The sequence below is a fragment of the Paenibacillus sp. Y660 genome, from assembly GCF_057221575.1.
Genome location: NZ_JBXBBJ010000014.1, coordinates 25,789 through 50,027, shown reverse-complemented (window position 1 = coordinate 50,027; position 24,239 = coordinate 25,789). Strand labels below are relative to the sequence as shown.

At 45.0% G+C, this 24,239-nt stretch carries 20 protein-coding genes; 7 read left to right on the top strand and 13 right to left on the bottom strand.

Annotated features, from left to right (window positions below; translation table 11 throughout):
• Positions 1-42: 42 nt before the first annotated feature.
• On the bottom strand, positions 43-1,377 hold the full coding sequence (locus AC2TDN_RS16490) for an ABC transporter substrate-binding protein (protein WP_484689005.1): 1,335 nt from the start codon (positions 1,375-1,377) through the stop codon (positions 43-45).
• Positions 1,378-2,159: 782 nt separating this feature from the next.
• Between AC2TDN_RS16490 and AC2TDN_RS16485 the strand changes: the two genes are divergently transcribed.
• Positions 2,160-3,506, top strand: a complete 1,347-nt coding sequence (locus AC2TDN_RS16485; RefSeq protein ID WP_484689003.1) for a lytic polysaccharide monooxygenase — start codon at positions 2,160-2,162, stop codon at positions 3,504-3,506.
• Positions 3,507-3,641: 135 nt separating this feature from the next.
• Here AC2TDN_RS16485 and AC2TDN_RS16480 read toward each other — a convergent pair whose 3' ends face one another.
• From AC2TDN_RS16480 to AC2TDN_RS16470, 3 genes are all read right to left on the bottom strand, one after another.
• Positions 3,642-4,058 (bottom strand): VOC family protein, encoded by a 417-nt coding sequence (locus AC2TDN_RS16480; protein ID WP_484689000.1) that lies wholly within the window; start codon positions 4,056-4,058, stop codon positions 3,642-3,644.
• A gap of 113 nt (positions 4,059-4,171) precedes the next feature.
• Positions 4,172-4,621, bottom strand: a complete 450-nt coding sequence (locus tag AC2TDN_RS16475) for a DUF1801 domain-containing protein (protein ID WP_484688997.1) — start codon at positions 4,619-4,621, stop codon at positions 4,172-4,174.
• 118 nt (positions 4,622-4,739) lie between these two features.
• Positions 4,740-6,020: an MFS transporter gene (locus AC2TDN_RS16470; protein ID WP_484689145.1), complete on the bottom strand. Its 1,281-nt coding sequence runs from the start codon at positions 6,018-6,020 to the stop codon at positions 4,740-4,742.
• A 191-nt stretch (positions 6,021-6,211) separates the two neighbouring features.
• On the opposite strand from AC2TDN_RS16470, the gene AC2TDN_RS16465 reads away from it, so the two are divergent.
• The 3 genes from AC2TDN_RS16465 to AC2TDN_RS16455 all read left to right on the top strand — a co-directional run bounded on the left by AC2TDN_RS16465 (position 6,212) and on the right by AC2TDN_RS16455 (position 8,280).
• Complete coding sequence (locus AC2TDN_RS16465; protein WP_484688995.1) at positions 6,212-6,808, top strand: TetR/AcrR family transcriptional regulator; 597 nt, start codon at positions 6,212-6,214, stop codon at positions 6,806-6,808.
• A 97-nt stretch (positions 6,809-6,905) separates the two neighbouring features.
• The gene (locus tag AC2TDN_RS16460; protein WP_484688991.1) at positions 6,906-7,454 is read left to right on the top strand and encodes a helix-turn-helix transcriptional regulator; all 549 of its coding nucleotides are present in this window, start codon (positions 6,906-6,908) and stop codon (positions 7,452-7,454) included.
• On the top strand, positions 7,441-8,280 hold the full coding sequence (locus AC2TDN_RS16455) for an alpha/beta fold hydrolase (RefSeq protein ID WP_484688989.1): 840 nt from the start codon (positions 7,441-7,443) through the stop codon (positions 8,278-8,280). The genes AC2TDN_RS16460 and AC2TDN_RS16455 overlap by 14 nt, the downstream gene beginning before the upstream one ends.
• Positions 8,281-8,397: 117 nt before the next feature.
• Here the strand turns inward: AC2TDN_RS16455 and AC2TDN_RS16450 are convergent, their stop codons facing one another.
• From AC2TDN_RS16450 to AC2TDN_RS16440, 3 genes are all read right to left on the bottom strand, one after another.
• Positions 8,398-8,691, bottom strand: a complete 294-nt coding sequence (locus AC2TDN_RS16450) for an ethanolamine ammonia-lyase light chain EutC (protein WP_484688987.1) — start codon at positions 8,689-8,691, stop codon at positions 8,398-8,400.
• On the bottom strand, positions 8,660-8,860 hold the full coding sequence (gene eutB / locus AC2TDN_RS16445; RefSeq protein WP_484689141.1) for an ethanolamine ammonia-lyase subunit EutB: 201 nt from the start codon (positions 8,858-8,860) through the stop codon (positions 8,660-8,662). Before eutB ends, AC2TDN_RS16450 begins: the two co-directional genes overlap by 32 nt.
• 81 nt (positions 8,861-8,941) lie before the next feature.
• On the bottom strand, positions 8,942-9,970 hold the full coding sequence (locus AC2TDN_RS16440; protein WP_484688984.1) for a glycoside hydrolase family protein: 1,029 nt from the start codon (positions 9,968-9,970) through the stop codon (positions 8,942-8,944).
• Positions 9,971-10,475: 505 nt separating this feature from the next.
• On the opposite strand from AC2TDN_RS16440, the gene AC2TDN_RS16435 reads away from it, so the two are divergent.
• A complete protein-coding gene (locus AC2TDN_RS16435; protein ID WP_484688981.1) occupies positions 10,476-12,185 on the top strand; it encodes a methyl-accepting chemotaxis protein in 1,710 nt (569 codons plus the stop codon).
• 82 nt (positions 12,186-12,267) lie between these two features.
• On the opposite strand, the gene AC2TDN_RS16430 is transcribed toward AC2TDN_RS16435, so the two are convergent.
• A complete protein-coding gene (locus AC2TDN_RS16430) occupies positions 12,268-12,474 on the bottom strand; it encodes a hypothetical protein (protein WP_484688980.1) in 207 nt (68 codons plus the stop codon).
• Between the two features lie 8 nt (positions 12,475-12,482).
• The gene (locus tag AC2TDN_RS16425) at positions 12,483-13,511 is read right to left on the bottom strand and encodes an AraC family transcriptional regulator (RefSeq protein ID WP_484688978.1); all 1,029 of its coding nucleotides are present in this window, start codon (positions 13,509-13,511) and stop codon (positions 12,483-12,485) included.
• 175 nt (positions 13,512-13,686) lie between these two features.
• Between AC2TDN_RS16425 and AC2TDN_RS16420 the strand changes: the two genes are divergently transcribed.
• Positions 13,687-14,268 (top strand): NAD(P)H-dependent oxidoreductase, encoded by a 582-nt coding sequence (locus AC2TDN_RS16420; protein ID WP_484688975.1) that lies wholly within the window; start codon positions 13,687-13,689, stop codon positions 14,266-14,268.
• A gap of 85 nt (positions 14,269-14,353) precedes the next feature.
• On the opposite strand, the gene AC2TDN_RS16415 is transcribed toward AC2TDN_RS16420, so the two are convergent.
• Positions 14,354-15,358, bottom strand: coding sequence for an alpha/beta fold hydrolase (locus AC2TDN_RS16415; protein ID WP_484689139.1), 1,005 nt, complete (start codon positions 15,356-15,358; stop codon positions 14,354-14,356).
• A 353-nt stretch (positions 15,359-15,711) separates the two neighbouring features.
• Between AC2TDN_RS16415 and AC2TDN_RS16410 the strand changes: the two genes are divergently transcribed.
• Complete coding sequence (locus AC2TDN_RS16410; RefSeq protein ID WP_484688972.1) at positions 15,712-16,092, top strand: GNAT family N-acetyltransferase; 381 nt, start codon at positions 15,712-15,714, stop codon at positions 16,090-16,092.
• A 180-nt stretch (positions 16,093-16,272) separates the two neighbouring features.
• Here AC2TDN_RS16410 and AC2TDN_RS16405 read toward each other — a convergent pair whose 3' ends face one another.
• The 3 genes from AC2TDN_RS16405 to AC2TDN_RS16395 all read right to left on the bottom strand — a co-directional run bounded on the left by AC2TDN_RS16405 (position 16,273) and on the right by AC2TDN_RS16395 (position 24,169).
• The gene (locus AC2TDN_RS16405) at positions 16,273-21,690 is read right to left on the bottom strand and encodes a PQQ-dependent sugar dehydrogenase (RefSeq protein ID WP_484688968.1); all 5,418 of its coding nucleotides are present in this window, start codon (positions 21,688-21,690) and stop codon (positions 16,273-16,275) included.
• A gap of 264 nt (positions 21,691-21,954) precedes the next feature.
• Complete coding sequence (locus AC2TDN_RS16400) at positions 21,955-23,649, bottom strand: M3 family oligoendopeptidase (protein ID WP_482068366.1); 1,695 nt, start codon at positions 23,647-23,649, stop codon at positions 21,955-21,957.
• A 133-nt stretch (positions 23,650-23,782) separates the two neighbouring features.
• On the bottom strand, positions 23,783-24,169 hold the full coding sequence (locus tag AC2TDN_RS16395) for a hypothetical protein (RefSeq protein ID WP_484688963.1): 387 nt from the start codon (positions 24,167-24,169) through the stop codon (positions 23,783-23,785).
• Positions 24,170-24,239 lie beyond the last annotated feature (70 nt).

Sequence of the window (24,239 nt, the reverse complement as noted above, 5' to 3'; positions counted from 1 at the left end):
GGGCGGCGGATATCATTTGGAGCATAACGACATTATTTCAGCTTACTTATTCGCATCCTCGATTTTCTTAGCAGCCTCAAGCGCTTCTTTCGGCGTTTTCTCGCCCGTTACGATTGGTTTAATAAATGAACGAATCGTCGTGAAAGTCTCAGGAGACATTTTGCTGTCTACAGGCATGCTGATTGAAGCAGCCTTAGCAGCCATTGCAAATCCGTCAAGAACAACTTGCGGATGACCTGTTACTTCTACGTCAGCTGCTGGCGTTCCGCCATTGGCTTGAGCGATCGTTTGGATGCTCGTTTTCGAAGTAACATGCTTCAACAATGCGATAGCTGCATCTTTTTTCTTCGCATCGTCGAACGTTTTTTGAGCGAGATAGAAGCCAGTTCCGAATCCGCCTACGATATCATTTCCGCTGCCTTTACCGCCAGCAACGGCAGGGAACGGAAGTACCGTAGTTTGGGCTTTGCGCTCATCGCTCATGCCGCCAATTGCCCACGAGCCTTCAATCAGCATGGCAGCAAGACCTTCGTAGTAGTAGTTCTGAGCCATTCCAAGATCGATTGTTGCAGCATCCTTAGGGAATCCGCCAAGGTCATATAGTTCTTTCAAGCCCGACAAGCCGAGCTCCCAGTTAGGATCAATTCCGTCTTTTAGACCTTTTGCTTGGCTTTCAGGACCGGCAGCAGCCAGAATCGAATGCTCGATCAGGTAGTGCGATTGGTCAAATGGCGCGGAGATTGGAATGATTCCTTTTTGTGCAAAAACTTTAACAGCCGTTTTCAGCTTTTCCCAATCTGTAGGAAGCTCAACTTTGTTGTCTTCAAACAACTTCTTGTTAACGAACATCCCCTCGTAGAAGCCGGTTACAGGAATGGAGTAGATTTTGCCGTCCGCTTGTTTAGCAAGCTCAAGCGCATCAGGGATAAAGCCGCCTTTCCATTCTGGATCAGCGTCCAGGATGTCATTCAACGGCACGGTTTTGCCAGCGTTTACAAAGCCTTCAGCATCTTTGCCGATGAAGTAGAATAATAGATCCGGCTCGTTGCCGCTGTTCATATCCGTGTTCACTTTTGTTCTGAAACCGTCGTCATTCGCAGACATGATATCATTTTCAACCGTAATGTTAGGATTTGCATCCGTAAATTCTTTCAGAACCTTCTCAAAAGCTACTTTACCAGGGTCCGTACCACCGAATGTGGAGAATACGCGAAGCTTAACTTTTTCTGCCTCTGGCGCTTTCGTCGCTTCGCCTTCTGGCTCCGCGCTTGGCTTATTGCTGCTGCCAGCCTTATTGTTACCGTTATTGCCGCATGCTGACAAAATCAATACGCAGATGAGTGCTAGAGACAGAAACAATTTTGTACTTTTAAACATTTTTGTTAATCCCCCTTAAAATAGTGTTATTTTGTATATGCCGCTTCTTGCTGCTACTAAAATTTTATGGGATAGTTTAGTTCATTTCAATGGGTCATTTGGTAAAATAAGGGGTTAATATCTCTAGAAACAGGGGTAAAAATATGCGGCTATTCGGGGTCAAGGGATAAAAAAATACTATTATTTTTTGCCGATTGATGCCTTGGTGAAAAAGCTTCCTTTCGATGCTTTCTTTATCTGTCTTAAGCTGAATCAGATTGCTATCGTGATGTCTGGCGTACTGCAGACGGGCTTTTTTGTTTAATATGATAAAGAAGACCTATTGCATATATTAGTATCCATACAACAAACCTTGCAGCTCGCAAATCAATTTTCATTCAAAAAGCTAGTGGCTGCGCACAATTGACTACTATTTATGACCATTTTTTTCTTGTTAATGATGTCATAAATCATGATTTTGATAAAATAATCCAAAATACTCTCATAATTATTAAAAAAGTGTAGTACACTGATTTCAGTCGCAGTTCCAATGACAAATATATCCCCCCCTCCGAGAATGTTCCTACCGGTAAATCACACGGCTTCGCCAAAAGACCATTTCATAGCGTTCAACTTCTATTTCCGATTCTGATATGAACTCATTATGAGTTTATATATACAGCTCCCATATGAAAGGAGGCTTTGTTCCCCCATCAACGGCATTGTTTTTCGACATGTATATTTGCTATTTGTTTAAGCGCTTATACATTTCGGCAATACCCAATTTGAAGGAGGTTAATTCATTGTCAACCATTCGTTTATCCCATTTTAAGGTGAAAAGTTTCCGCACTTACTTGAGTATTTTGATTATTACCGCACTTGGAATGACGCTTTTCTCGCAACTGCTCTTTGCCCATGGCTACGTTGAAGGTCCTGCCAGTCGCGCCGCCCTCTGTAAATCAGGTCAAAACACAGATTGTGGAACGATTGTCTATGAACCTCAAAGTCTAGAAGCGCCCAAAGGCTTCCCTGCTGCGGGACCTGCAGACGGTAAGATCGCGAGCGCAAACGGAGCTTTCCCGAAGCTTGACGAGCAATCGGCTACACGCTGGTCGAAAGTGAACATTTCCTCCGGTCAACATACATTTACTTGGAAGCTTACCGCCAATCATTCAACAACAAGCTGGAAATATTATATTACGAAGCAAAACTGGAATCCAAATGTTGCTCTCACGCGCGATTCCTTCGATTTAACGCCATTCTGCTCGGTTAATTACAGCGGTCAACCGCCTTTCTCCTATTCGAATACTTGCAACGTGCCTGCCCGCACCGGCTATCAGGTCATTCTAGCTGTATGGGAAATTGCCGATACTGCAAACGCCTTCTACAATGTGATTGATGTTAATTTCAGTGGAAGCAATCCCGGTGATACGCAAGCGCCTACTGCGCCTTCTTCCCTAACGTCGCCTGCCAAAACATCCACCAGCGTATCCTTGGCATGGAACGCTTCCTCGGATAATGTGGGTGTTACCGGCTACCGCGTTTACAGAGGCACATCCTTAGTGGGTACGGTGTCCGGTACGACGCTATCCTATAATGTTACCGGATTAACGGCAAACACAGCCTACACCTTCAATGTCAAAGCGATAGATGCTGCTGGCAATGCATCAAGCGCAAGCAACTCTATTTCCGTTACGACGAATGCTCCTGTCGGAAACGACACGCAAGCGCCTACTGCGCCTGGCGGACTGCATGTAATGGGAGCACCGACCTCATCGAGCTTAATGCTGATGTGGAACGCTTCAACAGACAATGTGGGCGTAACCGGCTACAAAATTTATCGCGGCACAACGCTGGTAGCAACCGTTGCCGGCACTGCATCCTCCTATACGGTAACAGGACTTAGCGCAAGCACTACTTATACATTCAAAGTGCATGCAATCGATGCTGCAGGCAATCAATCCGCTGCAAGCACTGTAAATGGCACAACCGCAGCCGCTTCCTCAGCACCTGCATGGGCACCTAATACGGCCTATACAACTGGAGCACTCGTTACGTACAATGGTTCCTTGTATGAATGTCGTCAGTCGCATACTTCGATTGTAAGCTGGGAGCCTCCAAATGTTCCTGCGCTTTGGTTGTTGAAGTAGTCCCTTATTCGTAATGAAGAAAGACCGGCAACGAGCCTGTTGACTCGTTGCCGGTCTTTCCCTTTGTTCGCTTTATCTGCACGATCAGAACTACACTCAAGAGCCACGCCGCTTAATAAGCCTTGGATACTTCTTCTACGCCTTTGGCATCTTGTTCATATCCATATACAGAACATTCCACCGATGGCCATCCAAATCGACGAAGCCGGCTCCGTACATCCAGCCATCTTGCTCTTTCGGCTTACTGTAAGCTGTTCCGCCCGCCTTAACCGCCTTTTCAATTAGCTCATCTACTTCTTCCTTGCTCTGCGCATCAATGGAAAGCAAAACCTCGGTTCCTTGCGCAGTATCTGCAATTTCATGGTTTGTAAATCTTTTGAAGGTGGCGTCCGGAACAAGCATGACCATAACCTTCGCTTCACCGATAACCAAGCCTGCCATGTCGTCGCTGTTGAAATGACGCGGATGAAAGGTAAACCCAAGCTCGCTGAAAAACGCTCTTGACTGATTAAGGTTTTTAACCGGAAGACTTAACCAAAATTCTTTTGGCATCGCAATTGCTCCTCTACATAAATAAAAGTTGATATTGTACGTCCTTGTCCTTCATTTTAGCATAACCAAACTGCCTTCATTTCTTCTAGATTGCTTTATATTTAATAGATTTACTAAGTGCTGGAATGGTCTAGCCACATCGCAATCACTTCAACGAGCTTATCCTTCTTAGCTTGTACATCTTCCATATCTGTAAATTTCACGAATGCCCGATCATCCGCGACCCATTCCAATAGCCCTGTCGCATCATCGAACGATTGACGCTTAACGGCATTGTCCTTCACCTTTGCACCTGAATGAAATATAAGCCGAAAAAATCCTTTCCCTTGCAGGTTAAACGTCAACCTATCTTCATTTTGGAATTGAAAGCTCGGAGCATTCCATTTGATGTGTTCATTTAACCTCTTATTCGCGCTTAAAATGATTGTCCGAACCTCTTCGATCTCCTGCTTGAGCGGATGTTCCAGCTTGTTCAAAAATTCAACAACCTGTTGATGTCCCTTCTCCAATTGTGCCGCTGAATCCAATTCAGCTTTTTTGGATGCTTGATTATTCGTTGTCACAGACCATTTCAGCTCCTTCTGCATAGCTAATCTTAAGCACTATAGTAGCATAAAAAATAAGCCAAAGCTTTCCAGTTTCATCATCGCCTGCCAAGTAAATAATTTTTGTTGCCCACTTCTACTTTTCTCTTCTAGTCCTTTCCGTCAAATGCCGGGTAAACGCCCAAAAGAGCAATGCCAATATGCTGACTGAGGCACCCAGGATGCATACGCCAATCCAGCCCGCTTGAGCGTAGACTAGCGTCGAAGCAATCGAGCCGACAGCGCTGCCGATGGAATAAAAAATCATGTAGCCCGCTGTAAGTCGACTTCGCGCATCAGGTCGAACGCTCAAAATCATACTCTGGTTCGTAACGTGAACGGCTTGCACCGCGAAGTCCAGCGCAATGACTCCGACTATTAATGCCCACAAGGAGTGCTCGGTAAAGCTGATCGGCAGCCATGATCCAATCAATATAACTAAAGCGATTCCGGTTGTTCGCTGACCTAGTCCTTGATCCGCAAGCTGCCCTGCCCGCGCTGCCGCTAATGCGCCCGCAGCACCGGCAAGCCCAAAGGAACCGATAACGGTATGTGAAAGCGATAGCTCCGGCGCGCTTAACGGCAGCACAAGCGAAGTCCATAATGTACTGAACGCCGTGAAAATAAGCAAAGCGATTACAGCGCGAATGCGCAGCACCGGTTCTTGAACAAACAGCATAAATACCGAGCGCAGCAGCTGCGGATAAGTTATCGTGGCCTTAATCCTCTCTCGGCGCGGCAGCACCCGAAACATAGCGATAGCCATAAACAAGGTCAAGGCTGCCGAAACTACATAAACCATTCGCCATCCGGCGAAGTCGGTCAAAGCACCGGCGAAGGTACGTGCCAGCAGTATTCCGATCACCACACCGCTCGTTACGAAACCGATCGTCCGCCCGCGATCTGCCGGCTTAGCCAGCGTCGCCGCAAACGACACCAGCACCTGTACGACCACAGCAAACAAACCAACCACCGCCATGCCTGCAAACAGAATGATTTTCGTAGGCGCGATGCCGACCGTTAACAGCGCAAATACCGAAAGGAGCAGCAAACTGACAACCAGCTTGCGCCGATCCAGAAGGTCGCCAAGCGGCACCAATAAGAAAAGCCCTAACGCATAACAAATTTGCGTAATTGTAATGATCATGCCTACGGCAGCATGATTAATGCCAAACTCGCTTGCTATCCGATCCAGCAGCGGCTGCGCGTAATAGATATTCGCTACGGACAGCCCGCTTGCGACAGCAAACAGCAGCGTCACGATCCGTGAAAGAGAAGGCGCAGAATCGTCCAAGACATGCTGTCCTAGTACCGTTTCCCTTGCTATTCCGTTTGCTTCCCTTACATCGGCCCGCTTCTTCGCTTGAACCTTCTCCATACTCACACATTCCTCTCCTCGTGGGGCTCAGGCGAATTCACTCCAACACACCAAATAATTATTTACCAATCGGTACGTTATTATAGCGAGAAATATATAACAGCATTCCTCTATTGTCAATAAGTTTGACAGATAACTGCCGAAATCATAAAATAATATCATACTGATCGTTATGGAAAGAAGGGATCACAATGGCAAGACTTCGTGAGTTTGATGAGCAGAAGGTTTTAGAAGCAGCGATGCAATTGTTTTGGGAAAAGGGATACGAGGCAACCTCATTAAGCGATCTAACAGCCACAATGGGCATTCAGCGTCCAAGCATTTACGCTGCTTTTGGTGACAAAAAGGAGCTTTTTGAAGCTGCCCTTCGAAAGTATACGCAGCAGCATTCCTCCAACGTCAGAGCTCAACTGCAAAAAGGCACGTCAGTCAAAGAAGCTTTTCGTTTCTATTTTGAAGGCTTGGTAGCAAATGAATACGATGAAAAGCTGAACCGGGGATGCTTTTGTATCAATACGATGGTAGAGCTTGCTCCTCATGATGCCAAATTTGAAATTGTTACTAGGGAACATCAGATGTATTTAGCAGTCCTATTCCAAGAAGCGATTGAACGGGGAATGCGATCGGGGGAGCTTGATTCTGCTACGAATGCAGCTGCATTAGCACAGATGCTTGTTGTATCTCTTATCGGTTTGACTGTGCTAATGAAATCTAAACCCGACCGAGCATTTGCGGACAATTCTGTTGCCATGACGCTATCCTTGCTCGATAGACCTGTTCATTCGTAAATGATGCTCCAATTGCTGTTTCTCTGCAACCCCCTTCACATATACCTAATAGGTATGTTATGATCAAAATATCATTTTAGCGAAGGAGGCAATTGCATTGGAGTTTGTAATACTGGGTCTTCTTATGATTCGCCATTTAACACAATATGATATAAAAAACGCGCTGCAGCAAAAAGTATCTCCCTTTTTTAGCGCCAGCCTTGGAAGCATTCAAGCCGCATTAAAGAAGCTGGAGAGCAACGGGCATGTCGATCTCCAGGAAGCCGTTGAAAATGGAAGAAGAAAAAAGATCTATTCGATAAATCCGCTGGGCAGGCAGTATTTTATGGACTGGATGCTGTCTTCCATTGCCCCAAATCGTTTGGAGCAGGACGTACCCACAAAATTGTTTTTCTTAGGACATCTATCTCCTTCGAATCGTCTTGCACTTGCAAAGGCTGTCGCCTTGCAGCTTGAATTCGCCATTCAAGAATTCGAGACTGCCCAAAGGGAATCCAGTCAGAAAGCCGTGCCGGAACATCTTAAAGAGACGTTCAGATTCCAGCTTAAAACGTTGGATCTTGGCCTCTTTTATCACCGAAGCATGCTGGCATGGTTTAAAGAGCTGATGACTGAACTGGAGGCGGACGATAATGAAGAGCGATAAAACTTTTAGAAGGCTGGCGTTCAGAAACGCACAATTCACTTACTACATCGCAGGAGATAAGGAAAAAGAATCGATCCTGATGCTGCATCCGGCATTTACGGACCATCACATTTTTGATGCGCAAACGGAATATTTTCAGAAGAGTTATCAAGTAATCGTTCTAGATATGCCTGGACACGGGGAAAATCAAGTTAGCGGAACTAAAGTCACCCTTAAGGATATGCCTGAAATCATAAACCAGCTTTTGTTGGAAAACGACATTGTTGACTGTCATATTTTAAGTGTCTCCATGGGATCACTTGTCGCGCAGGCGTTTGCTGATCGTTATCCGGAACAGATAAAGTCAGTCATCATCGCGGGAGGTTATTCGATACATAAGGCGAATGAGCAGGTATTGAAGAAGCAGCGAAGCGAAGGGTTAAAATGGATCATGTATGTATTATTTTCGATGAAAAAATTTAGAGCTTATTTATCCGCAGCATCATGCCACACGGAGCAAGGCCGCGCTGTATTTGCCAAAGGAGCGCAGCATTTTACTCGAAAATCTTTTTCAGCTATGGCTGGGATGAATGCTTTTTTTATCAAAAAAGATACTCCGATGCCTTACCCGCTCTTGATCGTCGTTGGAGAACATGATCTCAAACTTATTCAAGATGCCGCAAGGGAACTGCATGAATTAGAATTACATTCCCAATTGGTGATCATGCCTGGGGCAGGTCACTGTGCTAACGCAGATGCGCCAAGCGAGTTCAACCTTATCGCGGACCGCTTTTTGTCAGCTATAGCAGATCGCAGCCCAGTAACCTTTCCTTCCAATTTGAAGTAACAGGAAAAGCTCCATCTATCACTCATTTCCGTCCAAAATCGCTTGAAATAACTGGAGAATTTCCCGTTAATCCTGCTCGGAGCTCGGATGGCTATTCTTCCATCTTGGCAGAAAATATTAAATAATGAGTTTAACGCCGCTAATTTGCTGCTCAATCATTTTTCTTAAGATCGAACCGATATGTGCCCCTGCCTCAACAGGAAACCTCGTGTCAACTAATAATAAATTAAATTCATCCAAGGTGGCAGCATTAACCTCACCATATACCGAATCAACCGCATGCGCATGATCCAATCGCAGCTTTAACAGCTCTTTCGTTAAAGGCCGCGTTCCGGTTCTTCCGACATCGATACGCGCTGGCGTATGCCGTGCCAGACCTTCAAACATAATTAATCGCTGCTCTCTGTCCATTTTCTAACCTCCACTTTAATATACAAAACGAACGGCATCCCCTGCATCCGCAGTCAATCGACCAGTAGTCAATGACTTCCTGCGTGGCATGCAGCAGCGATTTAATGTTCTCTGTTGTATCTATAACAGGATTGATACCGATGACCGCATCGCCAATCCCGTAGCTGATCTTTTCAATATAAACGGCCTCCGATTATTTATCGGAAGCCGTTTATATTAATGAGCTGCATGTTCACAGCGGCATCTTTATTTATTTTAACGGAATAACCATGTTCCATGTTACGCCTTCAAATTCCCAAGGCCTCTCGCCCTTTCCGGTAGCTAGAAACAGATGCGTCGGCTTTCCATCGTGGAATAAGAGATTAGGACGCTCAAGATTGCACTGCAGGCTTGTTGTCCCGTCATCCCATGTCACGCTGCGCGTATAGGACAAAGGATTCGGATGCAGGTTCCAATGAATACAATCCTCGCTTGTAGCATACACGCCTGCGCCCCACTCTCCCGTAAGGCCGCCGCTGTCATTCTTATAGTCATCCTTCATCAGCACATGAAACAGTCCATCCGCATACCAAAGGTATGGATCCTCCACGTGGAAATCCTCATTGTCAAAACGGAAAATCGGCAAATCGCTCAACCGCTCGAACGGTCCTGCCGGATGAGGCGCTTTCGCAATGCCGAGCTGAAGCGTCGCGTTAGCATATTCACGAGATTTGTATATCATATAAGTCGTTCCATCCGGCAAAATAGCAGCCGAGGGATTGGTTGTAATGGTACAGTCCCAGTGGCCTGGCGTCCTTGGCTCCAAAAGAGGTGTGTCGATTCGCTTCCAAGGTCCATAAATGGAATTGCTGGTAGCGAGTCCAATCCTTTTGCGATTCCAAACTTCAAGCGCACGACCAGAGGATATATCCTCTCCCGGTGACGGGATAGGCCCGCCGTAAGTCGTACCGAAATAATAAAGATAATACGTACCATTCCAAAATTTAATAGAGGGGTTATGCTGATTCAGCGCATCAAAATAGGAACGATCCCGAGGCTCGAATATGACCTCTTCAAATTGATAGGGACCTTCCGGTTTGTCACTCACTGCTCTTACAATTTCACAATTAAACAACCATTGCGCGCCAAAACCAAGATCTTTGCGCCATCTCGATGCAAACAAATGGTATTTTCCATCTTCCCCTTGAATGGCAGAACCGCACCAAATGTAATAATCGTCCATATGGAAGCCGCCATTTTTTGGTGCTGGAAGCAGCCTATTATAAATCGGATTTTCCATGAATTATTCCCTCCAATTACATAGCTAACCAAGCAGACCAAACCTGTAAAACTAGAAGCTCAAAAAAAGTAGATTGGAAAAATAGCATGTTTCTCACGACTGCTAGCAGCAATAACAATTAAAGTTTAAGCCGCAAGTTTAACAAAATCAACATCTAATATAACGACATTTTCCTAACCATTGCTTCATGTCCAACTAAGCGGTCACCTGCATTGTTTCCGAGCAGCATAAAACAATGGAGAAAACGAAGGCAGCCTTTTGTATAAAATTAAAATGTGATTTTTTTTTTTAGGAGAACTATGGTTGGATGCTCGTACGTTCGAGATTATTTTTTAACAATAAATTTAGAGTATTATTCGACAAAATGTGATAATATTCTACATATAACAACTAGTAATTTATGGTAATTATTATCCAGATAATCAATTGTCTTTTTTCGAAGCAATCGATTTCACCTTGATGTAAGATCCACAATTACTAAATAAAAAATAAGGTGGAAAAATGGATGAAATGGATCATGAATTTAAACACAGCGGTAAAATTGCTCACAGCTTTTCTATTAATTTCTATTATTTTAGCCGGTGTTGGATTCTACTCCTTACATCATTTAAACGAAATGAAGAAAAACTTAAACGAAATATATGACAATTATCTAATTTCAATTAAAAGCTTGAGCATGACGGGAACCAACTTCCAAAAGTTAAGAGTTGTGGTCCGAGATATTAGCAATGCGTCAACGAAGGAAAACAAAGATAAATTAGCTAAAAAGATTCCTGCATTAAAACATGATATCATTAAACTTTTAGATGAATATCGAGTTATTAATCACACTCCATCAGAGGTGGAACTGTTAAAAACGTTTGAGGCCCAATTGGACCAATACGTAATACTATTTGATAATGCGATTCAACTTGCCTATCAGAATGACCGGTCGGCATTCCTAGCTTTTCTTCCTCAAATGGCTTCACTAGGGTATCAAACAGAGGAGACATTGGACAAGCTTATCAATATCAAAGTAGTGCTCGCTACTAAACAAGACGCGGAATCTGAAACTGACTATTCCAAGGCACGCAATATGACGATCATTGTAGTTGTTGTTGCTTTTCTAATAAGTGTTTTAATGGGGATCGTTATCGCCCAATCGATCACAAAACCACTTAACAAAATATTGGCCATTGTGACAAAGGTAGCGGATGGAGATCTACGGGAAAAATCGAATATCAATTCCAAGGATGAGGTAGGCTTGCTTGCCAAATCCGTAAACATAATGATAGATTCTCTCCGATCCTTATTAGTTGAGGTAAGTCATTCCTCGAGTCAATTGGCTGCTTCTGCGGAGCAGCTGTCGGCGAGCGCAGAGCAATCCACCAATGCCTCCGAACATATTGCGAGCATCTCTGAAAATATAGCGGATGGTGCCAATCTTCAAGTGCATTCAGTCGGTGAAAGCGCTCGAACGGTTCATGATGTCTCAGAGAAAATACAACAAATTGCTTCTCATGCACATTCTGTTTCCGAAACGACAACAAAAGCTTCGGAGAAATCAGCCGAAGGTGGACTAGCCATTCAAACGGCTGTGAAGCAAATGAATTCCATTAGCGGTTCAGTCGATGGTTTGGCCCACGTAATCACTCAACTGGAGGATACTTCTCAAGAAATTAGCCAAATCACCGCTGTCATCACGCAAATTGCTCAACAAACGAATTTGCTCTCGCTTAACGCAGCTATCGAGGCAGCCAGATCAGGAGAACATGGACGCGGCTTTGCTGTCGTAGCCGGAGAAGTAAAGAAGCTTGCTGAACAATCTTCACAATCTACGGAGAAAATCTCTGCTCTGATTCATGCTGTTCGAGATAAAATCGTATTGGCTCAGTCCTCTATGCAAGTGGCGACAAAAGAAGTCAATATGGGAATGGAAGTCGTGCAGGCCGCGGGAAGCTTATTTTCTGAAATTGAGCTATTTGTAGAAGAGGTTAACCATCAGGTGCTAGAGGTTTCGGAGGCTTCTCAGCAAATTGCCTCCGGAACAGAGCAAGTCGTTCAAGCCTTTGAAGGAATCTCAAAGCTTTCACAAACGACTGCATCCGGGACCGAAAATGTGTCTGCTGCAACAGAAGAGCAGCTCGCCTCCATGCAAGAAATTTCATCTTCCAGTTTCGCACTAACACAAATGGCTGAGGAATTGCAAATTTTAGTTGAAAAATTCAAGATGTAAGGTATTAATAACTTAGCAGCGGACTCCACGCCCACGAACATTAAAACGCGGAAATTCAGAGCGCGTAATGCCGTGGGCTGGTTTATTTAATACCATCGAGCAGCTTGCGAAGCGTCTGTTGACAGTCTTCCATCGCTTCGGCAGCATCAGCTGCATTCGCTATTTGCACCAGCCAGAGCGCTGCCTCATTTAGTGCACCTGACAGCAAATGTGTTGCTGCATCCAGCCTGACATTCTTCAGATAGCCTTGTTTTGATAAATCAGCGATAATGCTATCAAATAAAAACACAGCCCTTATCAGACTGTGTTAGCTGCTTGCTCATTCATTATTTTTGTCCTGTACTGCCCTGGCGTAAGCCCCGTCCACTTCTTAAATGCGCTCTGAAACGCGCTTGGCTCTGAAAAGTGCATGACGTAAGCAATCTCGCCAACCGAATATTCCCATTTCCTTAAGTAGCCCATTGCCAATTCCTTGCGTACGCGAATAGAAAGATCATTGTATGTCGTTTTTTCTTCCTTCAATTTATTTTGAAGCGTTCGCGTGCTTATTCCGAAGGATTCAGCCGTTTGCTGCAATGCCGGGAAAAAGGATGGAATACATTTTTTCATCCATTGTACAACCTGCTCTGAAAACTCGCTTGCCGGCATCAGCTCATCCTTGGCTTCCTGCGCAATCGCCTCGAATACGCCTAGCAGCTTGGCATCGGAATACATAACGGAATAGGACAGCACATCCTTGCTCATACGCAGAACATTCTCATCACCGCCAAATAAGGGAACTCTTCCAAACACTGACATGTAAGGGCTCGTATCTGTTGGAGCGTCATGCGCAAACTGAATTTCTTCAAGCAAAATACGCCGGTTGCTGAGTCTGCAAATTAACCGATAAACGGAGCTCGCCATATCCTCCATACAATGACGAGACTTCTGCTCGGTATGCTGTAAAAACAGCCGAATAAGGACATCTTCTCCCTGCACTTCCCAGTCCAGGTTGAATCCATTGGACAAAATCACATTATACCGCTGGTATGCGGTTAACGATTCAACAATCGTGCTGGAATGCATCATCACATAACCGAGAATGCCCAAATCTCCGAACTCCATAAATTCACCTTGGTGCAAACCAAAATGATCGTCTTGCGTGTAATGTGCGGCTGCGATCGTCAATCGTACCAATTCCTCTCCCGAAATACGCGCTTCCACATCTTGCAGAAGACTAGCATCAAACGAAGCATAGCTGCAATATTGCTCTGTATCATATCCTTTGTGAACGATTGTCTTCATAATCGGATATACCATCGAGATGGCCACGCCATGACTCTTCAAGCTACAATCCTCCTTTGCGCGAATCAGCAACATTTTTTGCGTCATTGATCATTTATTTCGATTTGAAATCGTATTAAGCTAAATGTAGTCAAACACCACTATATTATATCGCAAGCAACTACGATCGTCAGCGATCAACTGAATGAGTGGCATTGAATAGAGGAGGAATATCGATATGAAATCAAAAATTGTCGTCATTACCGGACATCCCGATTCACAAAGCTTCTGCTCGGCCTTGTCCAAGGCTTATATAGAAGGGGCAATGAGCAGCAATGCCGAGGTTCGATCCATTGATTTGAGCAACATTCAATTTGATCTGAACTTAAGTTTCGGTTACCGCCAAAGAACCGAGCTGGAGAAAGATCTGATAGAGGCTCAGAAATTAATTAGCTGGGCGGATCATCTCGTATTCGTTTATCCAACCTGGTGGGGCGCGATGCCAGCCATCCTGAAAGGCTTCATTGACCGTGTGTTTTTGCCTGGCTTTGCTTTCAAATACCGTGAAAATTCCAGCCTATGGGATAAGCTCCTGCGCGGCAAATCTGCTCACTTAATTGTCACGATGGACACTCCGCCTTGGTACTACAAATGGGTTTACAAGAGTGCCGGCCATAATGTAATGAAACGCAATATTTTGCAGTTCTGCGGTATTACGCCTGTACGCGTGACGGAAATTGGGCCTGTTAAGCCTTCATCAGCAGAAAAGCGCGTCAAATGGCTCGAAAAAGTAAAGAAGCTCGGCTCAAAGCTAGCATAGGGAATAAAGGAATGGCAAGACCGCATTTGAAGGGAGAAGCTTCTGGCGCTGCTCCGTTCAAATGTATATTTCATAGGATAACCGCTTAAAAGGCGAGTTGATCCCAAGTTTTTTTCAACCATTCTGCGAATAACGCTTTTTCCTCAAACTGCGGATAATGAGCTGATTTTTCGAAAATAACAAAATCCTTTAGAGGTGCTTCCAGCCTCTCAAAGTATTCTCTTGCCGCGTTTGCCGATGTCATATAATCATACTGTCCCATAACAAAATAATAAGGAATGTCCAGCCTATCAACGATGGTAGTAATGTCGTTTTTTGATTCTTCCTCCAATAAGAGCTCCTGCGACACCGAAACCCCTTTTAGATAACGAATGACATCAAGTAAATTATATTCGGGTTGAAAAAGAAAACCAGTGTAATAATCCATGTTATCATCAATTAATCTTGCTGCTCCGCCATATTTCCGAATCATGCTTCTTGGCGTAGAAGCTTCCCCTTGCTCGACTCGCCCTCGAAGAAGCTCTAATCGCTCCGCATCTTTCAAATTGCCGGCTATTTTTGCTTTCTCGATCGTATAATTCAAACTGTCCAATTCGCTTTTCACCGTATCGGCAACCTGCCCAATACCAATATAAGCAACAAATTTGTCAGGTGCTCTAGCCGCTGCTTTCATTCCAATATAAGTGCCGAAAGAATGACCGATCAGCAGCACTTTTTCTTGTCCAAGTTCATCTGCAACATAATCTGTCAGAGCGAGCAGATCATCTACGAGCAAATCTGTTGATAAATGGGAGTAGTCCTCCAAAAAATGATACGATTTCCCGCTACCTCGCTGGTCATAATGCACAATAGTAAAATTTTCCTCGAGCAAATCTTGATATTTTCTCACATAAGGAATTTCGGAGCACCCTGGACCTCCATGCACAAAAATGACAATCGGATTGCGTTGGTCTGCTCCCCTAATCATGACCTCATGCCCCGTGCCATTGATCGTAACCTGCTCTAATGAGCTTATGCTGTTAGCTCCTTTAATTTGCGGTGTCCATGTTGGAAAAACTAATCCGGCAGCAACGAGCAAAGCAATGATCATTATGCTTATCTTTGCTATTTTTATCGTTTTTCTTTTCAATGGATGGCTCCTTTAACACAGTATAATTACTCTCTATTTTATATGATCCGGGTCTAAAATAACCATTATTTTATCATAGAGCTCCCCCGTTTTATGTTATAGTCTTTATTAGATTAATTGGAGGCGATAATAATGAAAAATTATACAACCGGACCCATTCTAGAAGGATAGCGCCTACTGGTCCATAAACTGCGTGTTTTCCTTCACCATTGAGGGTGCTGCAACTATGCCTAAATATGAATTAATAGCTATGAAATATGATTCTAAGGAACAAATCGATGCAATCGTTATACTAGAGCAACAATGCAAACATTTTGAACAAATCAATGGTGCAGTGCTCATCTCAATCCTTTGGCGATTCAGAGGAATGGACACGCGAATATTTTACCCGTACGAATGAGCCTTCTCGAGTGACCTATATCGCCTTGATGAATAGCGTGAATGTCGGCATCATCCGAATCAATCACATCAATCCATCGACTGCCGTTATTCATGATTTTTGCATACTCCCTACCTATCAAGGAAAAGGAATGGGGCGTGAGGTTCTTTCGAAGGCTGTAAGTATATTGTTGGAAGAACAACGCACCCACATCCGATTAGGAGTCGTCACCGAAAATAAGCGTGCATTAATTCTATACCAAAGCGTTGGTTTTGAAGTAACTTCCGAGAACCAATACTACGCCTGCCATCTATAAAGCAAAACGTTAATGCTTCACTTACTATAAAAAAAAGGGTGCCCCTAAAGCCTTTGGCTTTTGGGACACCCTCATTTCCGCTGGCGGAGCGCCCTGCCGCCCGTTTGAAGGCTGCTCTCAGATAAAAAAGGCTGTCTTTAAAGGTCGATAACCTTTTGAGACAGCTCCTTAAAAACATCATTACTTCTTGAGCAAATTATAGATGATCTGTGCCGCTTCCGCGCGCGTAGTTATTCCTTTTGGCATGAACTCCCCTGCACGGCGTCCTTTGACCAAGCCTAATTCTCCCGCTGCGTTCACGTAATTTACTGCCCACGATGAAACCTCGCTTGCATCGCTAAACTTCGATTCCATATAAGTGTCAATCTTCTTGCCGCTCATCACTTCATAAGCTCTGATTAACATCGTGACCATTTCTTCACGGGTAATGTTATCCATCGGATGAAAGAGAGATTCGCTCTTGCCCGATACGATTCCGGCTTTCACCGCAATCGCTATTGCCTCCGCATACCAATCATTTGCTTTTACATCCGCGAACTTGATTTCCCCCGATGACGATAGCTTTAACGCATTCACGAGCAGTGCCGTAAACTCCGCACGGGTAATGGCACGATCTGGTTCAAAGGCCGTTGCGCTCGTTCCTTTCACAATGTGCTTGGCCGTCAGCTCTTGAATCGGCTGCAATGCCCAGTGCGTCGATGGCAAATCTGCAAATGTCTTCTTAAACTCCAGCACGGCATATTTGCTGAAATGCGAAACAGCAGCGACCATCTCTCCGTCCATGTATTGCCCTCCGATATATTCAAGCGTACCGTTGTCGGCGAGGTAATATATGCCTGCCAGGCTCTGGTTCAAAGAGCTGTCTACTTTCAATCGAATCGTTATCGGTTGATTGAATTGAGCTAAATGAGAGGACTTTCCGTCCTTTGCCACGACTGCCAAGCTGAGCTCATATACTTCGCTGGAAAGCTTAAGCTGAGCTTGGCTTGACGATTCTCCTGCTGCTATAATTCGGTCTGCCTCCGTCGCCGTTAGCGGATTGAAATCTAGTACGATAGTGCCATCCTTCATGTCAGTCGCTGAAGCGAGCGTTTGCAGCTGCTTCAACACTTCTGCCTGTATCTCAATGGATAGGTTGTCATTCGAAATAGCGAGCGCATGGGTGGCAAGCAAGTCGCCAGCGTTGAAAGGCAATACGATTTGTTTCACATCATTCGCTGCCTTAATGGCAACCTTGCCGTCTACTGCCGGCTTGTTCAGCTCCTGCAATTTGACGGTGTACGATGCTTTGTTTTCGCTGCCGGTATTCGTTGACCCGTTGTTATTTCCTGAGTTGTTCGAGTTGTCTGAGCCTTGATTGCTCTTGGCTGGCACAATGACTTCTATTGGACCAGTAATCGCTTTCGTTCCGTCGGACGTTCTAGTCACTTCGAGTATGAGTGTCAAAGCTGTTTGATTGCTAGGCGGCACAATCGTACCGTCTGTCTTAACAACAGCTGGTTCGCTCGAAGTCTTTATCGACACCGAATATCCATCCGGTACTTGCGGCAGCGTTATACGTGCAGCGTCTTTCGCAGGTGCAGCAATCGTTATAATCGTCGCTGCAATTTCCTCCGCTGTCTGTGCAGCAACGGTAGGCGTAAGCTTCACAACGCGATCTTTATTCGGCGTCGAATGGTTGCTTGATGAAATATAAATGTTGCCCTCTGCATCCTCGAACACATCTCTAATCCGTCCATACTCTTTATTGAAATACGCCTCTGTAATTATTCTTCCATCTTCAAAGGACATCAGCATCAATTGCGATCCTCTTAAATTCGTGACCATCAGTTTGCCTGACCACGGTCCATGCTTGATAAACGCAATGCCAGAAGGTGCTAATCGGTCGGTGCCGGTATGGAAAATCGGGGTACTGAGCGTTACTTCATCCACAACCATTTCCAAATCTCCTTCTATAATCGGCCAACCATAATTGCCCCCTGGCACAATTCGATTAATTTCTTCATGACCTGCATCGCCATGCTCGGAGCTGAACAACGCATCCGTTCCAGGCTGCCAAGCCAGTCCTTGCGGATTTCGATGTCCATAGCTGTAGACGTATGAATCAGCGGTTGGAAGACCAACAAACGGATTACCCGCTGGCACGCTTCCATCCAGCTTCAGTCGCAAAATTTTGCCGCCTAAATCATTCAAGTCCTGCGCTTTGGAGGAAACATAGGTTTCACCCGTAGTCACATACAAATAACCGTCAGGACCTATCTTCATTCGTCCGCCGCTATGATTGCCGTTTCCGGTAGCTGCCGTAGCTGGAATATTGTCCAGCAGCGTTTTGTCAATCGCAGCCGTATTGCCATCTGCAGATACGATCAAGCGCAATACACGGTTAGCCGCAATTGTGTCCGATTTAATATAAGACTGGTAGACATACATGTATCGATTCGTTTCAAAATTTGGATCAAGCACGATTCCGAGCAATCCGCTTTCTCCTTTAAGGAATAAATGAGCTGATAGATCAATAACAGGCTGTGCTGCCAAAACGTCATTGCGCATTAATCGTACTTTGCCATTTCGTTCCGTAAAATAGAGCGTTTTATCCGGCGCCATGTCAAACGCCCATGGAATATGAAGATCTTCAGCAATTACCTCCACTTGGTAAGGCAAATCCGTCTTTTTAGGAATGGCAGCTGCAATCGTATAGCTTTGGGATGTCAAACCGTCTTCCGCTGTGACGATAACTTTATCCCCGGAAGCAAGCGATGCGCCAGGTTTTTTCTGAACCGGTTTTTTAGGCTCTCGGCTGCCGCCTGTGCTCATAACGACTAAAGACTGGACAGAGCCATCGGTCGATTCGAAATGACCCAAAATATCCGCTGCCTTTGCGCCGTTTAGTACAGAAAGCGTATGCTTCGATAAATCTACGGCTGCCAGATAAGGATGCGGGCCCTTCAATTGAATATCTGTGTTAGCGCTTTTTACAACGCCAGATGACTTGGCTGGTACTAGAACAGGTATTTCATTCGTTGCAGCCGACAAGCCATCCGAGATTCTGGTCACTTCCAACACGAGATGAACAGTCGTATCCGTATCTGGAGGAGTGATCGTTCCATTTGAATGAATGACTGACGAATTCAACGATTGTTGAATTGAGATCGTATAGCCGTCCGGTACGGTTGGCAGCGTCAGCTTCGCAGCATCCTTCGCTGGAGCAGGGATCGAAGTAATTCCGCTCACAATCGCATGAAGATCAAGATCTCCATCCGCTTTCAATTTGGTTAGCTTAATATAATCGAAAGTGAGATTATTAGCTGTGCTTTCGGCATTTCTGCCCGTTACTACGAATCTGAATTTATGATTGCCCGCCGCTGTGAGGTTGATCCCGCCAAGATTTGCAACCGGGAACTCCTGCGTAGCCTTATACTGATCTACTGGCGGGCCCTGTGGTACGCCATCAACATATAGCTGGGAAATCCCTCTATTTTTATTCGTTTTGTAACTGAATTCAACCTTATATTTGCCAGCCTCCTTCACATCCAACGTTAGTTCTACCCAATCGTTTACAGCCGGGGAAGATGTAGTCTGAAAATATTGCCCTGAGCCTGAGTTGCCGCCTGATGCTTTGCCCGTGGACGGGCCGCCTTCATTAACCGCAAATGGAAGTGTCGAAGCTGCATAAATGATGCTTTCAATAGGCTCTGGATCAACAGGACCGCTGTTAGTGCCTGGCACCTTCACTTGAATGGGTGAACTCTCTTTGGTGACGCCATCGGAATCCCTCTTGATTTGAAGTATGAGACTTACCGTTTGATCCGTTGCAGGCGGGGTGATCGCGCCATCCTTGCTGATCACATGCTCAGCGCTTGAGCTCAAAATGGTTACGCTGTAGCCGCCAGGAAGCTCAGGCAATAAAATCTTTGTGTCGCCCAGCGCTGGCGCCGCGAGCGTCGATAGTAATGCAGCAACATCTTCAATCGGGTCTGTGCTTGTTTTGACAAACAGAGCTTCTGCATCATAGCCTTGGCCGTCGCCGCTTATCATTTTGGCACGAACTGTCGTCGTTTGGTCAACAGAAAAAGGTCCGTTATAGAGAGCGGAGCTAGCGGTAGGCTCACTGCCGTCTGTCGTGTAACGGATTTCCGCTTGCGGATCATACGTTGACAGGGCAACCGTCTGCGTACCTGAGAAATGAGCTCCATATGGCTCCATGATTAGCTTTGATATTTTCAATAGCCGGGTACTGCGGGGCGCGATGCTCTCACTATAGGATGACATCGTGCCTAGCTTAGCGTGAGACCACATGTCGCTCACTAGATATTCGCCCGTTAAGCCCAAATCAGCATTAAAATCGATAGCTCTTGTCTGTGGGGTATCCTCACGGTTAAATAATGCGACAACCCAAGTGCCGTCAGGCAGCTTGCCTTTCCATATTTGGCTAAGTGGATTTGTATTGTCCGTAGATAATGGCTGTGCGTAAAATCCGCGCTTATTCAAATCTAGAATTTCCCAATTCGTGTAGTAGTATCCATTTTTTCCGATTTCATTATATTTATCGCCAATATTTATGCTGCTGCCCGCCATCGCAAGCAAACTGATTCTTGTTTTCTTCTCTGCGTCGGTGCTCGCATTGCCGCCCGTGCTAAGAACGGTGTAATCTCCGTCAATAGCAACTTTCCCTCGTCCAGACAAATCGGAGAAAGAAATAAACCCATCAAACAGATTGTAGGCTGGCGGCCAAGTATCCGTTTTCGTTACGCCCTTGCTTCGATTGCTGGTGTGGTACCATAAGCCTGGACTTGCCGCATCCGTCCTCCAATCCTCGCTCGCTCTCAGCAGATTCGCCGTCGTCATTTCATCCTCGGCATGATTGACGTTGTTGGTGTTGGCATAATATAAAATAAGCTCGTCGCCAGCCGCTTCACGAATCCATGCATATAATTGCTTTACCGCAGCGTGTCCGTAAGCGTTCTCATAATATCTCAAAAAGTCAATCTTAAGCAGATCCACGCCTTGACTTATAAAATATTTAATCATCCCCTGTACGTATTCCTTAGAGCCCTCTGCTTCCGGATTTACCATATACCTGGTTTGATGCATATATTTCGCATCTTTAATTACGATATTTTGCAATGGAATATTCGTGCCAACAACCTTCAAGCTGTCATCTTGGACAAAATCCTGATGAAGCCACGAAGGATTATAATAGATTCCCAGCTTCAGCCCTTTGGAATGCACGTAATCCGCCCAATATTTCCAGCCATGCTCCCAGTTGTTGTAAGTCGTAAGGTAACCATTCTCGTTGCGGGTGGTCGCATCTCCAACCCATCCGTCCAAGCATATATATTCATAGCCGTACTGCTTAAACTGATCAGCGATCCAGTCGGTATTTGCTTTCATGAGCGGTTCGGTAAAGTTTCTGCTGTACGGGGTCGCGTGCCAGCCCAATACACCCGTTACTTTCTCGTTGTTATACTTGCTGTCTGATGCGTGTACTTCCGTATCTCCTAGAATGGTGTCTGTGAAAACACCTCCAAATACGACAGCAAAAGAAACAACGACGATAAATGCAGACTTACATTTAGTCAACGTTTTACGATAACTCACAATAAATAACCTCCGCTTCGATTGATTTAATACGAGCTTCCTTATCCCCCTTTTCGTTATATTTTTTTCAATTAAAAGGTTCATTTTGAAATTACTGCTTAAGAGATTTCTATCATAGCCGATATTCCCTTTTTTTCGAGTTAAATATCGTTTTCCTTTTGTTTGATTTCATTAAAAAAAGCAGCCGAAATGGCTGCTTTTACATGTAAACGGTATGAAAATCGGCATCAAATTGTGCCTTTCCGCATGCTTTATTCCCTTATTTTAAAGAGCCATATCGTCAACACTGTCCAGCCAGCTCTCGATGCTGCCGATGACCGAGGAAACGCAGCCGTCCTCGAACGGAGATTTCAGCCCAGCTACTCTCACCAGCTCCGTAAAGGACAAACTTCCGCCAAGGCAGCAAAGCTTCACATAATCTGCCCATGCCGCAGTACGATCCTCATGCATCTGTTTCCAGAACTGAAAGGCACAGATCTGAGCCAGCGTGTAATCAATATAATAAAATGGCGTGCGGAAGATATGCCCCTGCTTATGCCAGAAGCCGCCTTGCTCCAGATATTGATTATCCGCATAATTGCGGTGAGGCAAATATTTGCGCTCAATTTCCCGCCATGCCTCTTTACGCTCGGCTGGTGTCGCATCCGGGTTCTCATAAATATAATGCTGGAATTCATCCACCGTGACGCCGTATGGAAGGAAAATCAAGCCGCTTGCTAAATGGTCAAAGCGGTATTTATCCGCATCCTCCTCGAAGAAGAGGTTCATCCACGGCCAAGTGAAAAACTCCATGCTCATGGAATGAATCTCACAAGCCTCATAAGTAGGAAAACTGTATTCCGGAACCTCAAAATTCCTGCTCTCATATACCTGGAAAGCATGGCCCGCTTCATGGGTTAGAACGTCGATGTCGCCTGATGTCCCATTAAAGTTGGAAAAAATATATGGAGCTTTGTATTCGCTAATATAGGTACAGTATCCTCCGCTTTGCTTGCCCTTCTTGCTGACGAGATCCATCAGATCGTTATCCTGCATGAAGCGGAAAAATTCATCCGTCTCCGGAGATAATTGTTCATACATCTTCGCGCCATTGCTCACGATCCATTCCGGATCTCCCTTAGGCGTCGCATTTCCTGATTTAAAGCTGAAATTCTCGTCGTAGTACAATAGCTGATCCACACCGATTCTTGCTTGCTGGCGCTCCCTCAGCTTCGATGCGATCGGCACAATTCCCTCCAGCACTTGTTTCCGGAAATTCGCTACCATCTCGGCCGTGTAGTCGGTTCGTGACATTCTTGCATAGCCAAGCTCGACGTAGTTGCTGAAGCCAAGCTTCCTTGCAATCTTTGTCCGCACCTTAACTAGATCATCATAGATGCGGTCAAACGTTTCCTCGTTCTCGGCCATGAAGCCCGATGACGCTTCCGTAGCGCGTCTTCGCATATCGCGATCCGTTGACTGCTGGAATGGCGCGAGCTGTGAAAGCGTCCGCTCCTCGCCCTCGAACATAATTTTTGCCGATGCAATCAGCTTGTCGTATTCCGTCGTCAGCTTGTTTTCCCGCTGCAGGTCCTCAATAACCTCTGGGCTAAAAATCTTAAGCGCCAGCTCTGCCAGCTGAAAAAGCTGGCGACCCCACTTATTTTCCAATTGAGTCCTGAACTTTGAATGCACGAGCGAGTGGTAATAATCAGTTAAGTATTCCTGTACGATCGGCCCGTTCTCGTCAAAAAAGTCCTGCTCCGCTTTATAAAACTCATCGTTCGTATCAATGGAGTGGCGTATGCTCGCAATTTGCTGCTGCGTATCAAATTCGCTTCGAAGCTTATTAAATGCAGCCATAACCTCATCCTGCTTCTCATAGCTGTCAGCTGCATTAAACGATTCCAGCAGCACTCTGATCTTTTGCTCCAACTCCTTAACATCAGGACGCTCATAACGATATTCATTAAATTTCATGCCGGCACCTGCCCTCTCTATCTTTATGAATGTAATTAGTACATGAACTCATTTCCCAATTATATCCTAAACGAGTGGAAAGTACCTACATGTCTATGTGCTTAAATTTGATAAAGCTGTTGAACTTATATTCTCAATTTCCAACATCGTCCAACAGAAACCCATCGCTATTTTCAATTTTCCATTCCAGCTGCTTCATATATTCAATCATTAAAGAGCATGTCTCTCTCCTGATTGAACCAGGCATATCTCTAATTTGAAGCTGTATCATTTTTTCAAAATCTTTGCTTTTCCTTTTAACAGGGAATCCTCTTTTATTTTGATAATGAAGCAGCAGCTTTAACGAAGCTTCCCACTTTTCCAGCTCGATCATTAATACTAGCAGCTTGTATTGATTATCTGATTCAGGACTGAAATTAAACCTCTCACAGCTTTTTCTGTTTTCAATTTGTGATTGAAGCACTTTGATCTTCGCTTCAATATCCTCAATAATCTCCAACATATCGTCAGCACCTCCCAATGAAACGGAACACTTGTTCCCCATTTTATTAGAATGCCCTTTTTTTAGAAAAATAAACAGGAGCGCTTGT

Bases quoted from the DNA above. Each gene is read 5' to 3' on its own strand.
- AC2TDN_RS16455 (WP_484688989.1), top strand. From the start codon at position 7,441: ATGAAGAGCGATAAAACTTTTAGAAGGCTGGCGTTCAGAAACGCACAA.
- AC2TDN_RS16435 (WP_484688981.1), top strand. From the start codon at position 10,476: ATGAAATGGATCATGAATTTAAACACAGCGGTAAAATTGCTCACAGCT.
- AC2TDN_RS16420 (WP_484688975.1), top strand. From the start codon at position 13,687: ATGAAATCAAAAATTGTCGTCATTACCGGACATCCCGATTCACAAAGC.
- AC2TDN_RS16400 (WP_482068366.1), bottom strand. From the start codon at position 23,649: ATGAAATTTAATGAATATCGTTATGAGCGTCCTGATGTTAAGGAGTTG.
- AC2TDN_RS16450 (WP_484688987.1), bottom strand. From the start codon at position 8,691: ATGGACAGAGAGCAGCGATTAATTATGTTTGAAGGTCTGGCACGGCAT.
- AC2TDN_RS16465 (WP_484688995.1), top strand. From the start codon at position 6,212: ATGGCAAGACTTCGTGAGTTTGATGAGCAGAAGGTTTTAGAAGCAGCG.
- AC2TDN_RS16470 (WP_484689145.1), bottom strand. From the start codon at position 6,020: ATGGAGAAGGTTCAAGCGAAGAAGCGGGCCGATGTAAGGGAAGCAAAC.
- AC2TDN_RS16440 (WP_484688984.1), bottom strand. From the start codon at position 9,970: ATGGAAAATCCGATTTATAATAGGCTGCTTCCAGCACCAAAAAATGGC.
- AC2TDN_RS16415 (WP_484689139.1), bottom strand. From the start codon at position 15,358: ATGATCATTGCTTTGCTCGTTGCTGCCGGATTAGTTTTTCCAACATGG.
- AC2TDN_RS16480 (WP_484689000.1), bottom strand. From the start codon at position 4,058: ATGCCAAAAGAATTTTGGTTAAGTCTTCCGGTTAAAAACCTTAATCAG.
- AC2TDN_RS16490 (WP_484689005.1), bottom strand. From the start codon at position 1,377: ATGTTTAAAAGTACAAAATTGTTTCTGTCTCTAGCACTCATCTGCGTA.